Origin of the sequence: Proteiniphilum acetatigenes DSM 18083 (genome assembly GCF_000380985.1) — a bacterium.
Classification (GTDB): domain Bacteria; phylum Bacteroidota; class Bacteroidia; order Bacteroidales; family Dysgonomonadaceae; genus Proteiniphilum; species Proteiniphilum acetatigenes.
Genome location: NZ_KB905712.1, coordinates 37,860 through 51,311 on the forward strand (window position 1 = coordinate 37,860; position 13,452 = coordinate 51,311).

Below are 13,452 nucleotides of genomic sequence, written 5' to 3' on the forward strand. Positions count from 1 at the left end.
ATTATGCCTTTTTTACATCTGAAATGTCCCGTCCTTCCTCTTGGATAGCTGCTGCGATATGTCGGCTCCGTGGTATCCAGGTGGTTTTTTGGGCGCATGGCTTGTATGGGAAAGAGAAAGGTCTGAAACTATGGATGAAAAAAATATTTTTTCATCTTCCCAATAAATTTCTGATGTATGAAAGGAGAGGAAAAGAAATTCTTATTGAACATGGTTTTAAGCCGGATAATTTGTATGTCGTTTTTAATTCTCTGGACTACGATGCCCATAAATTGTTGAATCAAAAATTACAAGGATTGGATAAGGAAAAGGTCTTTTCTTTTTTTAAGGATCCATCTTTACCTGTGCTCATCTTTATTGGTAGGTTAACAAAAGAAAAAAAATTGGATATGCTTTTGCAAGCTGTCAATGCAATAAACGAAAAATCCCCCAAGGTTAATCTTGTGGTAATGGGTGGGGGTACCGAAAGGGATAAGTTGGAAGACATGGGTAAGATTGGATTGGAAAACAAATGGCTACACTTTACCGGACCTTGTTACGATGAGGAGGTTATTGGTAAATATTTGTCATTGTCCGACTTGTGTGTGTCACCGGGAAACATTGGTTTAACAGCAATTCATTCATTGAGTTTTGGAACTCCTGCATGCACACATGATAATATGCGTAATCAAGGTCCCGAAGCCGCAGCCATCGAAAATGGATACAATGGTTTCTTCTTTAAAGAGAACAATGTGGATGATCTGAGGATTAAGATAGAAAACTGGGTGAAAAATACAGATCGGGATTTGGTGAGAGAAAGATCTTACGAAATTGTTGATAAATATTATAATCCTTATTATCAGATAACTGTGTTTGAACAACTGTTTTCCGGGAAAAAACCTGAAATGTAAAAGTTACGTGTAAGTATAATATAGTGAGTATTACTGATAATAAATTTATGAATACGATTGTAGTAACCGGAGGTGCCGGTTTTATTGGATCAAACTTAGTAGAAGAATTACTCTTCTTGGGAAACAGGGTAATATGTCTCGATAACTTTTCTACAGGAAAACGGGAGAATATTCTCCCCTACCTGGATAATTCCCATTTCACTTTGATTGAAGGGGATATTCGCAATATGGATGACTGCCGTAAAGCAGTTGATGGAGCGGATTATGTATTGCATGAAGCTGCCTTGGGTTCTGTTCCCCGTTCTATTAAAGACCCAATTACTACCAATGAGGTGAATGTAAGTGGTTTCTTAAATATATTGGTTGCTTCCCGTGATGCGAAAGTAAAACGTTTTATTTATGCTGCAAGCTCTTCTACTTACGGTGATAGTCCATCACTCCCCAAAGTGGAAGAGGTGATAGGTAAACCGCTCTCGCCTTATGCGATCACCAAGTATGTGAATGAGCTCTATGCTGATATCTTTGCCAAGACTTACGGTATGGAATGTATCGGATTACGCTATTTTAATGTGTTCGGACGACGGCAAGACCCCAATGGCGCTTACGCTGCCGTAATACCTCTTTTTGTAAAGAAACTGATGAATCATGAATCTCCGGTTATTAATGGTGATGGAGAGTATAGTCGTGATTTTACATATATCGACAATGTAATCCGGATGAACCTGCGTGCGATAGAGACAACCAACCCGCAAGCGGTCAATCAGGTCTATAACACTGCTTATGGCGAAAGAACCACACTCAACCAACTGGTGGCTTATTTAAAAGAATATCTGGGTGAATTAGATCCCGATATCCTGAAAATCAAAACCATTTACGGTGCTAACCGTGCCGGAGATATTCCACATTCTTTGGCCAATATCGATAAAGCAAAACAATTATTAGCATATAACCCCAAATACAATGTACGCGATGGATTGAAACAGGCCGTACAATGGTATTGGAAAAACCTGTAACTATAAATGAAATGAATAAAGAAGTGAAAATTGCCGTAATCGGCCTAGGATATGTAGGATTACCCTTAGCCCGTTTGTTTGCTACTAAATATCCTGTAGTAGGATTTGATATAAACCGTTCAAGGGTGAATGAACTGATGACAGGATATGATCAAACATTGGAGGTGGAAGATGAAATCCTCCAAACGGCATTGGTGAAAAAGAACCCTTTCAATGGTCATCATAACGGCCTTTATTGCTCCTTTGAACTCAACGATATCAAGGATGCCAATATCTATATTGTTACTGTTCCCACTCCTGTAGACAGGAATAATCGTCCCGACTTAACTCCGTTGATAAGGGCCAGTGAAACAGTGGGAAAGGTAATCGGTAAAGGTGATATCGTGATTTATGAATCGACCGTTTATCCAGGTGCTACCGAAGAAGATTGTATTCCTGTAGTGGAAAGAACTTCCGGCTTGGTATTCAACGAAGATTTCTTCGGAGGCTATTCTCCGGAACGTATTAATCCGGGTGACAAAGAACACACGGTCGAAAAAATTAAAAAGGTGACTTCCGGTTCTACTCCTGAAATTGGGAAAATAGTAGACGATCTTTACCGATCCGTAATTACTGCCGGCACCCATTTGGCCCCTACCATCAAAGTGGCCGAAGCTGCTAAAGTAATTGAAAACTCGCAACGCGATATCAATATCGCTTTTGTGAACGAGTTGGCAAAGATATTCAACCGAATGGATATCGATACCCATGATGTGTTGGAAGCTGCCAGTACAAAATGGAATTTCCTGCCATTTAAACCCGGATTGGTAGGTGGACACTGTATCGGTGTGGATCCCTATTATCTGGCACAGAAAGCACAGGAGTATGGTTATCATCCGGAGATCATTCTGGCCGGACGTCGGATGAACGATACGATGGGTGAGTATGTAGCTTCGCAGGTGGTGAAGTGTATGATACAAAAAGGAATCAGTATTAAGGGTGCCAATATCCTTGTATTGGGGATTACTTTTAAGGAAAACTGTCCGGATATGCGCAATACCAAAGTAGTAGATGTCGTTCGTAGTTTAGAAGGGTATGGTACCGAGGTTACTGTTCATGATCCATGGGTCAATCCTGTAGAAGTGGCCCAGGAATACAACATCAGATCAGAAAAAGAACTACCGGCTAGGGCTAATAATAAATATGATGCCATTGTACTGGCAGTATCACATAATGATTTCCTTAATTTGGAAATTAATTCTCTTTTAAGTGAAAAAGGTATTGTGTATGATGTAAAAGGAATTTTAAAAGAAAAGGCTGACAGCAGGTTATAGTCGGGGAGTGATAAGAGAAATGTAATGCTACCTAATAGTTTTTGTTCCTGAAAGCACATCTTGCCCAAAATCGGCCTGGTGTGATTTTTAAACTAAACAAAATTGGGCTTTTTAAGGCACAACTAATTATTGAATTTTTTAAAGAATAAAATATAATGAAGAAAATACTAATTACAGGCGGAGCTGGTATGATTGGCTCCAACTTAGTGAAAAGATTGGTAGAAGAGGGTAATGAAATCTATGTGATTGATAACCTGTGGCGGGGTAAACTGGAGTATCTGAATGATGAAGTCACCGGGCATGCGGTTATTGATTTGAATACTCATTTTTTTAATATTGATTTATCTGTACAAGGCAATGTGGATGAATTGATTTCCTCCGGGAAATTTGAATATGTTGTTCATTTGGCTGATATTGTTGCTGGGATAGACTATGTGTTTGGCAATCAGGGTGATTTGTTCCGCCAAAATAATCTTATCAATACAAATATATTCAATGCAGTTCGTAAAGCCGGAAAAGATAAAATCAAGGGATTGATTTATGTGGGAACAGCATGCAGCTTTCCATTAACACGGCAAAATTCATTGGATGTTATTCCGCTCCAGGACGACGAGTTGTTTCCGGCCTTACCGGAATCAGCTTATGGTTGGAGTAAGTTGATGGGGCAATTGGAGATCGGTTTTTTGGAACAGGAAACAGGTATCCCCTGCTGTACCCTGATGTTTCACAATGTATATGGTTCTCCTTGCGATTATGGCGCAAGAAGCCAGGTAATTCCTGCTTTAATCAGAAAAGCCATCAACTATCCTGACGAACCATTTAATGTGTGGGGAAGTGGAGAACAGGGACGTGCATTCATTCATGTGGATGATGTGATAAATGCCTTGTGTCTAGCTTTGGACAGAGGTTGGGGGCATGGTTGGATGCAGATAGGACCTTCAGTTTGTACTTCCATCCGAGAAATTGCGGAAACCGTAGTAAAGATATCAGGTAAAGATATTGATATATTTTATGATACTACCAAGCCGGAAGGTGATAAAGCACGAAGCGCCGATTACTCAAAGGCTAAAGAAATTCTGGGATGGGAGCCAAAAGTTAATTTGGAAGAAGGATTGAAGTCACAGTACAATTGGATAAAATCTCAAATAGAAAATGAAAAATAGTCGTATTGTTTACAGAGATTACAATTTACTGGAATCGATACAGACATCTCATAAGACAGGGGAAAAGAGAGTGCTTTTGTCTAATACAGAAACGCACTCTTCTATTACACAAATTGCGATAACGAGACTTTTTGCCGGAGAAAGGGTCAAAAAACATGTTCATTTGACAATGGATGAGCATTATATCGTTTTATCGGGTAAGGGCAGTATGCAATTGGATAATGAAACCTACGATTTTATCCCTGGTAAATTTATCTTAGTGCCTGCCGGATGCTACCACGATTTATCGGCATCCAGTGATCTCGAATTTATAACAATAGGAGTTGATTTATGAATGAGAACGAAGAACATAAATACTTTAACGTCAGATTAGAGTTTGATAAAGACAGATTGGACAACATTATTGATGATGCTATTCAAACGGGGAAAGCGGGGTATGTCTGCTCCGTCGAAAGTAATAATCTTACTGTTGCAAATACAAATCCGGAATTTCTGGAAGTGTTGAATGGTGCGCTAGTTAACAACTGCGACGGCTCGATGTTAGCAAAAATTTTAGGATCTATCCATAAAAAAAAGCTTGATTCTTATATCGGTGCTGATATCTTTATAAAATATATCAAATTAAGAAAATATCATCAGTTCTTTTTAGGGAATACACCTGAAGTACTTGTAGGTCTTAGAAACAATCTAAGTAAGATTGACCCTAAAATACAGGATATGAGGTTTGAAGCACTTCCTTTTAAAAGAGTGGAAGATTTTGATTACGCAGGAATTGCACAAATGATTAACGAGGATAACCCTGATATAATCTGGGTTTCATTAGGTGCCCCTAAACAGGAAATGTTTATGAATAAACTCCAGCCTTATTTGAACCGGGGAGTTATGTTTGGTTTCGGAGCAATATTTAATTTTAATGCAGGTGTGGGAGAAGTAAAACGTGCACCTGCTTGGATGCTGAAGTTAAGATTAGAATGGTTACATCGTGCATTTGAGCAACCAAAAAAGAATATTCCTCGTTATTGGAATTTTATAAAAAATTTACCCAGATTAGTCATCGAAGAAAAACGAAGGATACAAAAATAAAAATGGGAGTGAAAAACTTCACTTCCCGCTTTTATATACCCTGAGAAATGGAATAACTTTCTGTATTACAATTTGACTCCAATTAATCATCAATCTCACTATTTTCGTTTTTCTCTTTCGTCCTTGGCAGGATCAGGTTTAGAATCACTCCTATTAGTGCTGACAGGCCGATCCCTGTCATGCTGATATTTCCTACCTGTAACACAGCGCCTCCGATACCTGTAGTCAGGGTGAGCGATACGATGATCAGGTTACGGGTGTTGCTCATGTCGGTTTTATTCCGGATCATGTTATTCACACCCGTGGCTGCAATCATGCCGAAGAGTAACAGCATAATACCGCCGAGTACGGAACCCGGTATTGATTTTAAAAATGCGCTTACTTTAGCCACCAGTGAGAAAACAATCCCGGTAACCGCTGCGATACGGATCACTGCCGGATCGGTCACTTTGGTAAGGATCATGGCTCCGGTCACTTCTGAGTAGGTGGTTACGGGAGGTCCCCCAATAAATCCTGATACACAACAGGCGATACCATCACCAAACATGGAGCGATGCAACCCCGGTTTTTTTACGAAATTTTTTCCGGCGACCTGGCTTACGGCATACATATCACCCACATGTTCAATCACCGGCGCAATGGCTACCGGGATCATAAAGAGGATGGCTCCCCAGGAGAATTCCGGTTTGACAAACTGGGGCAACCCGATCCATGGTGCTGCAGCAATACCTGAAAAATCAACCCTTCCCAGCAGCATGGCAGCAATATAACCGACGATAATTCCGCTGAAGATAGGGATCAGTTGCAATAAACCTTTGGCAAACATGCTTACTATGATGGCTGTCACTAAGGCGATAATAGCCAGCAACCAGTCCTCCTTCGCCATATCTACCCCCACACCAGCCAAAGAAAGGCCGATCAGCATGATCACCGGTCCAATAACTACCGGCGGGAAAAGACGTTCGATCACTCTTACTCCCTGCCATTTGACAAGTGCGCTCATCAGGAAATAGACAAGCCCTACCGCCACTAACCCGGAAAGCGTACCTGCCAGGCCATATAATTCCGTAGCTTTTATAATGGGTGCAATAAAAGCAAAACTGCTACCCAAAAAAATAGGGACCATCCCTTTCGTAACCAAATGAAAGATCAGTGTCCCTACGCCTGCGGTAAACAGTGCTGTGGAAGGATCGAGTCCTACTAGTAACGGAACCAGTACCGTGGCGCCAAATGCCACAAAAAGGAATTGAACCCCCACAATGGTCTTATAGGTGGGGCTGAGTTGCTTATTGTTCTCCATTGAATCGGACGAAAATTAATTTTGCGTGCAAAGATAAAAGGTTTTAGCAAATATTTAAAGAAATTAGACTTCAATATTGCCGGAAAACTGGTTTTTATTGAATAATTGACCTGATTCCGTTAGTTGTCAAAAATTTACTCGTACATGTCATTCATATTACTTTTTGACAATCCGTACTTGGTAAAACAGATGCCTGGCCGTAAAAGCGACATCAAGGATGCCCAGTGGATAGCCACAGTGTTGCACAAGGGCATGACGCGCGGCAGTTTCGTTCCTCCTCCCCTGATAGGCATAAAGATTTGATGACGATGAGGTATTTGCGTTCGCTCGGCTGCCGGACAAACAAGGACGTTAGAAATTGGTAAGAAAATACCGTTATTGCCGACATTATATTGTGCTTAAAAAGCATATTATCGGAAATGACAGTAAAAGAACCCCCGGAATCAATTCCGAGGGCGCGGGCTTGTGAAGTGTTAAGTTAAACAAGTGCAATCTTTGCAGATGCTTCCCGTTTTTTATTCGATATATTTTCCAAAGCGTTTTTTAGTGTCTTCAATTCAGATAGTGAAAACCCTGCCGGTTTGCCATTGATCCGATGGCCCAACCATGACCTTGATTTCTTGAAATATGTTTCAGCGATATAAGTAATCGAGACAATTTTAGTGATCTCATCCAATCCGACAAGGTTTTTTAGTTTATTGACCCGGATGCCTACATCCTGTATGGATGCCTCAATCTCTTCAGGCGACATATTCTTATACTTATCTCGTTATCAAATACAGTAAACTCATATTCCCTTTTAATTAGAAAGTCCTCGACAATCTTTGCCGTGTCCGGGATAGTATGTATGTATTCAATTTCGTTTATCTTCACTGTGTCAGATTTACAGAAAATGTAAGGCATAAAATTAATCCCTGTCTTTAGATTTATGCTTGATGGTTAGAAAGTCAGGCGCTACACTCCCGTAGACTGTTTTTCCCTTCACGTAACGGACAATCTCCTTCGTTTCGATAGTTACCCTGCCTAAGAAAAGGACAACGCACAAGCGAAAAGAATGAGTAACACGTTAGTCGGTTTCATCTTTTTTGTTTCAAAGATAATGTATTTTACTGTATCACAATATTATTAATCATATTCCTATTAATTGTTCGGGTAAAATATTAGGTGTCACAGTTGAATCATTCCAAACATTAGTGTCCCATCCCACAGGCCATCTTGAATCAACATGAACCCAATAATCATTTTGTTGATTATTGCTATTCCTCCAATTGACCCTGTTGTATTCTACAGTATAATTACCATTAGGAGGTGTGTCAGGATGGTAATCTACAACTTGAATCCCTACATTAGACCAAGGCATCACAGCTCCATACACCAAATTTCTTCTTAAAACCTGATTCGCACCACCAACCAAACCAATACCATAGTGTCCAGGATTAACTAATATATTATCTTCTATTATTCCATTTGACCCTCCTGAATCGCCAAGTAAAAATCCTCCTGAAGACATACTTGGACCTCCACCTCTAACCAAATTATTTTTAATAATAAGTGGATTATTTAAATCAAAATTACAATTGTAAGCATTGACCAAATCTTCAGGTGCGCTTTCACCAACTATGTTTTCAATAGCATTGTCCTGAAATCTCATATTAGATCCTGTACAATGTCTAAATTGAATAGCTTGACATTGAAAATCAGGAGTATAACTTTGATCTGGAGTTAATAAATGCCCCTTTATATTATAAAAATCATTTGAAAAAACTCTTATCCCCCCTGTACAATTATCAACAATCACACCCTTCCAAATATTTATGAAATCGCAATTGTAGACTGTAATATTATTAGAGGATCCACTAATAGTTATTGCATTGGCATTATCCAAATTTATAAATCTGCAATTTCTAATAATTACGTTCGAATAATTTCTTATTTGTAAACAAGACCCAAAATCCCTATTTGGATCAAATACACCATCGAAAATAAGATTTTCAATTATAATATTGGTTTGACCATCATAAAGCAAAGGTGTGGGTTGAGACGTGTAGCCATTATGAATTCTACTTCCAGAAGTAAGATCGTTTAAAACAAACAATTTGTCATAATACTGCGACCATCCATTTGCCAATCTGTATTCGTCAAAACTATTTCCTTCTACTTTAATTTGAGTCTCAAAACTACCTACATCAACACCTAACGATGTCAATGATGGAGGTATTTCTGGATACACGTAAAGATTTTTAAATGAGGGTGTGTTAGATAAAACATTTGTTCCAACGAAAGTAACAGATTTTGGAAGTATCAATGTAACTAAATCCAATGAATTACTTAAAGCGTCATTATTAATATGAGTTATTACGTCAGGCAATCTAATTTCTGAGGCATTGTTTTTCCATGATGGAGAACTAAATGTAGAACCTGTTATCGAAGGATCGTCACTTCCAAATTCTGTTTTTACATTAGTATCTTTGTGAATCCAATAACCGTATTCTTCAGGTTCTGGATCAGGAATAGCAAAAATAATTGCAGAAAAAGTTGACCAACCTTGAGCAGTCTTATATGCAGCAACAGAACCTGCTGGTACATAAATTCTTGTATTTGGCCCACCTATTATTAATGCCAAAACTTCCTACTATGGGTGGAGTTGTAGCCAACACAGTCAAATCTAATAAGGCAAGACAATCAGAGAATTGATTCATTGACATGGTTGTAATGGTTGACGGCAAAGTTACCTTTTCCAAATAAGTGCCCCCCGAAAAAACACCTGGCCCTGTTTCAACAATGCCTTCAGGAATGAACACTTCTTTAGCTTGTGTTCGCCAACTTGGTTGATTGAAAGTTGTCCCTGAAATCCACTCAGATGTACCATCAAAATTAGTTTGAACTTCTGTATTATAATTAATCCAATAACCTTGTCCGACGGTAGGATTAGGAGGGATTATATCGTAACCAAAACTTGGATATATACCCGTTAATCCAGATATGACAGCTCTTGCCAAAGCCTTCTTCCCATTCAAGGTATAGGGATGTATCACATCTGCCATGAAATGAGCTCTGTTGATCTGATTCACACCCCACGTGCCGAATACATCAATAACAGGAATACTCATGAATTGAGAAACATCCTTAACTCTTTGGGCATAATCCAGGATAAGCAATTGGCTACTATTTTGCATCTGGTCATATGGACTGCCAGAATCATTTTGCCTCCCGCTGATAGGCGTCATATTCACAAATGTGGCATTTGGGGCATGAATTTGAATCTTCATCATCATACTTGCCATAGCTCCACTAAAAGTAGTTATATTGAAATCCCCTCCAAGATATTGAGGGCTTGTAGCCCAGTCAGTATCCATATTATTGCCGTTAACCCACATTGGTTTATCATCTCCCAATGGAGCATTTGCCCCCCAATCATTAAGTCCGGTCATGGCTAATATAAGACCCTCATAATTAGCAGGAATCATTTTTGTTATCCTGCTCCAACTGCATGCAAATTGAGGGTGTGCAGTTGTATTAGGGGGTTGTGGATCGTCGTCATCCCCTACATACTCTCCTTCCGAATTAGCATACCAATACCAAAGATCTCCAAGGTTCCAAAATGTGGAAGAACCACCAACCCCCCTTCCATACACCCTATTAAAGCCAAGGACATTTGCTATTATACCCGCCCAACTTGTATTCCAAGTATCATCCATGGGGTATGGCGGATATCTTGTTCCATTATTAATTGCCGAAATACTATCACCATAAGTAAGCACACTTTTCCCCTGCCAAGGATTTAATATGCCGTCATTTTCCAGTTCGGAAAGGTCTATCGGCACATCATTCAGTTTCGGCTGAACGGTGAATTTAAAGTCGTTATGTAAATTAAATTGTAACATATTATCCGGTTATAAAGAATATAAATTACTACACGGCTAAAGCCAGTCGTTTTAAACCTAAGCGGTATGCAATGAGCAATACATACCCGATTTTTCAGTCTGATTTATAGCAGACCTGAGCGTAGCTATATTGATTGCGGCGTTAATATCCGCATCCATATCGTTTCCACAATTTGGACGCTTAAAAGACTTGTTCTTGCGTATGCCGACATGATGGCAGCAGGAGCATGTCTGGGAAGTGTATCGAGGTTCAACGACAATAAGATTAACCCCATGCAATTTGGATTTATATTTAAGGAAAGAACGGAGTTGTCCGAAAGACGAACGCCCGAGTTTAGTCGCAAACGTCTTGTTACGGCGTTTGGATGTAAAACGGATGTCAGTCAAATCCTCAATGGCAATCCTTTTGTGTTCGGCTTTAGCCGCAAGCACAATATTCTTTGCGATAGTGTGGTTAATGATTGTCGCCGTAGTCCGCTCCTTGCCTTTGAGCCGTTTCAAAAGCTTTGCATAGCCTCTTTTGTAAGAGTGCATTTTGCCTTTTGTGCCTTTGCTTTGGATGGACTTGCGAACCTTTTGCCTTTGTTCACGGTAGGAGTTAATCCAATCGGCGGATTGTTTGCCGCCGTTGGAGGCAACAACAATATCGGTAAGACCAAAGTCAACGCCAATAAATTCTTCTATGTCTTCCATTTCTTCATCGAGAATGTCAATGGTTTGGAAAAGATAAAACGTCCCTTTCTTGTAAACCAAATCCGCTTCCACTTTTGATATTTTGATATAAGGTAAATATTTGGGATTGTGGTAAACAAAAGGGATTTTCAATCTTCCGCCGATAGCCCAGATAGAAACAGACATATCCTTATAAGAGAGGATGCAGCTATCATAGGTGACAGCGCCGAGAGGACGGAAAGAACGTTTGGTTTCCCTGTCCAGCTTATAAGCACCCGCAACCTTGCTTTTACAACGTACGAGCATTTGGGCGGAAAGATTAAAAGAGGATTTGAATCCGTGGTAACAAAGTGCATGAATTTTGAACTGGTTAAAAACTTTATTCTCCCCCGCTATTTCAGAAATAGCATTGCAAACAGCGTTCGCCTTTTTCATCGTCGAAAGGAGTAGATCAGCCTGTTCATCGGTAGGTAAAAGTTTTATTTTCAGAGTCAATCTCATAAAACAAAAATAATTCAAATGTCTGAAATACGCAAAATAATAACAATAAAATTAGTAACACTGGAAGTCGCCGCCTGAAGGCGGTGGTTTCAGACCAAGAGCACAAAGTATGAATAAAAATATGATCATAATTATGATTCGTATCAACTCTCTTTTATCTTCTTTTCGGGAGTTTGACACATAAAAAATGATTTTATCAATTAGAGAGGCCTACAACCTCTTTTTTTGTCAAATATTGTTTGTATCTATGTGGTAGATATTAGGTGATATTAGATTTATCGTATTATGAAGCTGTCAATAAAGAAAAGTGGAAGGTTCACCTATCTCTATGCTGTAAAGGGATATAGGGATGACAAGGGTGCAAGCACCTCAAAGGTTGTAAGGAAGTTTGGCACCATCGAGCAGCCCGGGAGCGATTTGCACGAGATATACCGCGCCTTGTCCGTCCTTTCCAGGGAGAGCGACTTCATACAGTCCCAAGTCTACAGAAACAGCAAGAAGATAATCACCCGCAAGACCTATTACGACTGCACGAATTATTACTTCGAGAGCGGGCAGCACGGCGTGTCAAAGGAGCACCGTCCGAACCCTCTCGTGCAGATAGGGTTCTTCATGGATATGGACGGCATGCCGCTTACCTCCGATATTAATCCGGGAAACACCCCGGAGCAGCTTACGATGCGTCCGCTCGAACAGAAGCTCAACGACAACTTCAAGATCTCCAAACTGGTCGTCTGCACAGATGCCGGCCTCTCGTCATACGATAACAGGAAGGCCAATGATGTGGGACAAAGAGCCTTCATCACGATCCAGTCACTAAAGAAGTTGAAGGGGCACCTGCAGAAGTGGTCCCTTGAGCCGCAGGGATGGCACATGAAAAGATCCGGCCGACTATTTGACATCAGCCAACTGAATGAAAAAGACGAGCACATAATATAATGCGACATTCTATAAATCCCGCTGGATAAACGAGAACGGTCTGGAGCAGAAACTTATCGTCACCTTCTCCTCCCAAAGTTCCTGCAAAGGGATGACAGGATAAGGGCACACTTCCACACCTGCTTCCTTTCGCTATTGATAATCAGGATCCTGGAAAACAAGGTCAACCGGGCAGGCCACAAGTTCTCCGTCGGGGAGATCATCTCCACACTGACCGGGATTGACTTCTGCAGCGTACCGGGGGGGGGAGGGATTCGTGCCGACATACACAAGGAGCACACTCACGGACCATCTGCATGGATCGGCCGGCTTCAGGACGGATACCCAGATCATCACAAAACAAACGATGAGAAAATAATATCATCCACCAGGAAAAAAGATGAAAAATAATTATTAACCCTCTTTGTGTACCACAATAGTCCGTTAAAAATTTACTATATGAGTCATGCAGCAATGGCTGCAAACTCCACGAGTTCTTTAACAAGTTTATCATTTAATCTTCTGTTCGGTTTAATGCCGGACACGCAAATAAATCGCTCAAGCAGGTAGGCATTGTGTATCATTGTTTTACATGATGCCATCGAAAAGGGGATGCCTTTCTCCTTTGCCAGCACCTTTGCCAGGTTTATTGAGGTAAGAGACGCATTAAAGTTGAACGATAGCTTTGCTACGTCCCTTGCCTGCGATTGCATCA

Annotated in this window: 13 protein-coding genes and 1 pseudogene; 8 read left to right on the top strand and 6 right to left on the bottom strand. The window is 40.3% G+C overall.

Annotated elements, in window-relative coordinates; genetic code table 11:
* Positions 1-134 precede the first annotated feature (134 nt).
* From F597_RS21275 to F597_RS0118790, 6 genes are all read left to right on the top strand, one after another.
* A complete protein-coding gene (locus F597_RS21275; RefSeq protein ID WP_157279245.1) occupies positions 135-890 on the top strand; it encodes a glycosyltransferase in 756 nt (251 codons plus the stop codon).
* 47 nt (positions 891-937) lie between these two features.
* The gene (locus F597_RS0118770; protein ID WP_019541295.1) at positions 938-1,903 is read left to right on the top strand and encodes an SDR family oxidoreductase; all 966 of its coding nucleotides are present in this window, start codon (positions 938-940) and stop codon (positions 1,901-1,903) included.
* Between the two features lie 11 nt (positions 1,904-1,914).
* The gene (locus tag F597_RS0118775; protein ID WP_026327660.1) at positions 1,915-3,216 is read left to right on the top strand and encodes a nucleotide sugar dehydrogenase; all 1,302 of its coding nucleotides are present in this window, start codon (positions 1,915-1,917) and stop codon (positions 3,214-3,216) included.
* A gap of 155 nt (positions 3,217-3,371) precedes the next feature.
* Positions 3,372-4,379 (top strand): NAD-dependent epimerase/dehydratase family protein, encoded by a 1,008-nt coding sequence (locus F597_RS0118780; protein WP_019541297.1) that lies wholly within the window; start codon positions 3,372-3,374, stop codon positions 4,377-4,379.
* On the top strand, positions 4,369-4,713 hold the full coding sequence (locus F597_RS0118785) for a cupin domain-containing protein (protein WP_019541298.1): 345 nt from the start codon (positions 4,369-4,371) through the stop codon (positions 4,711-4,713). Before F597_RS0118780 ends, F597_RS0118785 begins: the two co-directional genes overlap by 11 nt.
* On the top strand, positions 4,710-5,462 hold the full coding sequence (locus F597_RS0118790) for a WecB/TagA/CpsF family glycosyltransferase (RefSeq protein WP_019541299.1): 753 nt from the start codon (positions 4,710-4,712) through the stop codon (positions 5,460-5,462). Before F597_RS0118785 ends, F597_RS0118790 begins: the two co-directional genes overlap by 4 nt.
* An 82-nt stretch (positions 5,463-5,544) precedes the next feature.
* On the opposite strand, the gene F597_RS0118795 is transcribed toward F597_RS0118790, so the two are convergent.
* The 5 genes from F597_RS0118795 to F597_RS0118820 all read right to left on the bottom strand — a co-directional run bounded on the left by F597_RS0118795 (position 5,545) and on the right by F597_RS0118820 (position 11,819).
* Positions 5,545-6,762 (bottom strand): uracil-xanthine permease family protein, encoded by a 1,218-nt coding sequence (locus F597_RS0118795; RefSeq protein ID WP_019541300.1) that lies wholly within the window; start codon positions 6,760-6,762, stop codon positions 5,545-5,547.
* A 478-nt stretch (positions 6,763-7,240) separates the two neighbouring features.
* Positions 7,241-7,513 (bottom strand): DUF5053 domain-containing protein, encoded by a 273-nt coding sequence (locus F597_RS21280; protein WP_019541302.1) that lies wholly within the window; start codon positions 7,511-7,513, stop codon positions 7,241-7,243.
* A 378-nt stretch (positions 7,514-7,891) separates the two neighbouring features.
* Positions 7,892-9,385, bottom strand: a complete 1,494-nt coding sequence (locus tag F597_RS0118810; protein WP_157279247.1) for a right-handed parallel beta-helix repeat-containing protein — start codon at positions 9,383-9,385, stop codon at positions 7,892-7,894.
* A complete protein-coding gene (locus F597_RS0118815; protein ID WP_019541304.1) occupies positions 9,318-10,646 on the bottom strand; it encodes a GDSL-type esterase/lipase family protein in 1,329 nt (442 codons plus the stop codon). Before F597_RS0118815 ends, F597_RS0118810 begins: the two co-directional genes overlap by 68 nt.
* 57 nt (positions 10,647-10,703) lie before the next feature.
* The gene (locus tag F597_RS0118820; RefSeq protein WP_019541305.1) at positions 10,704-11,819 is read right to left on the bottom strand and encodes an RNA-guided endonuclease InsQ/TnpB family protein; all 1,116 of its coding nucleotides are present in this window, start codon (positions 11,817-11,819) and stop codon (positions 10,704-10,706) included.
* Between the two features lie 285 nt (positions 11,820-12,104).
* Between F597_RS0118820 and F597_RS22665 the strand changes: the two genes are divergently transcribed.
* Both F597_RS22665 and F597_RS0118830 read left to right on the top strand, forming a co-directional pair.
* Positions 12,105-12,758 carry an IS1634 family transposase gene (locus tag F597_RS22665; protein WP_019541306.1) on the top strand — a complete coding sequence of 218 codons (654 nt, stop codon included), beginning with the start codon at positions 12,105-12,107 and terminating at the stop codon, positions 12,756-12,758.
* Between the two features lie 135 nt (positions 12,759-12,893).
* The gene (locus F597_RS0118830; protein WP_019541307.1) at positions 12,894-13,148 is read left to right on the top strand and encodes a hypothetical protein; all 255 of its coding nucleotides are present in this window, start codon (positions 12,894-12,896) and stop codon (positions 13,146-13,148) included.
* A 53-nt stretch (positions 13,149-13,201) separates the two neighbouring features.
* Here the strand turns inward: F597_RS0118830 and F597_RS0118835 are convergent.
* A pseudogene (locus F597_RS0118835) lies at positions 13,202-13,452 on the bottom strand (transposase); the annotation flags it as partial.

Coding starts and splice junctions, on each gene's coding strand:
- F597_RS21275 (WP_157279245.1), top strand. CDS start 135: ATGAAAAAAATATTTTTTCATCTTCCCAATAAATTTCTGATGTATGAA.
- F597_RS0118770 (WP_019541295.1), top strand. CDS start 938: ATGAATACGATTGTAGTAACCGGAGGTGCCGGTTTTATTGGATCAAAC.
- F597_RS0118775 (WP_026327660.1), top strand. CDS start 1,915: ATGAATAAAGAAGTGAAAATTGCCGTAATCGGCCTAGGATATGTAGGA.
- F597_RS0118780 (WP_019541297.1), top strand. CDS start 3,372: ATGAAGAAAATACTAATTACAGGCGGAGCTGGTATGATTGGCTCCAAC.
- F597_RS0118785 (WP_019541298.1), top strand. CDS start 4,369: ATGAAAAATAGTCGTATTGTTTACAGAGATTACAATTTACTGGAATCG.
- F597_RS0118790 (WP_019541299.1), top strand. CDS start 4,710: ATGAATGAGAACGAAGAACATAAATACTTTAACGTCAGATTAGAGTTT.
- F597_RS0118795 (WP_019541300.1), bottom strand. CDS start 6,762: ATGGAGAACAATAAGCAACTCAGCCCCACCTATAAGACCATTGTGGGG.
- F597_RS21280 (WP_019541302.1), bottom strand. CDS start 7,513: ATGTCGCCTGAAGAGATTGAGGCATCCATACAGGATGTAGGCATCCGG.
- F597_RS0118815 (WP_019541304.1), bottom strand. CDS start 10,646: ATGTTACAATTTAATTTACATAACGACTTTAAATTCACCGTTCAGCCG.
- F597_RS0118820 (WP_019541305.1), bottom strand. CDS start 11,819: ATGAGATTGACTCTGAAAATAAAACTTTTACCTACCGATGAACAGGCT.
- F597_RS22665 (WP_019541306.1), top strand. CDS start 12,105: ATGAAGCTGTCAATAAAGAAAAGTGGAAGGTTCACCTATCTCTATGCT.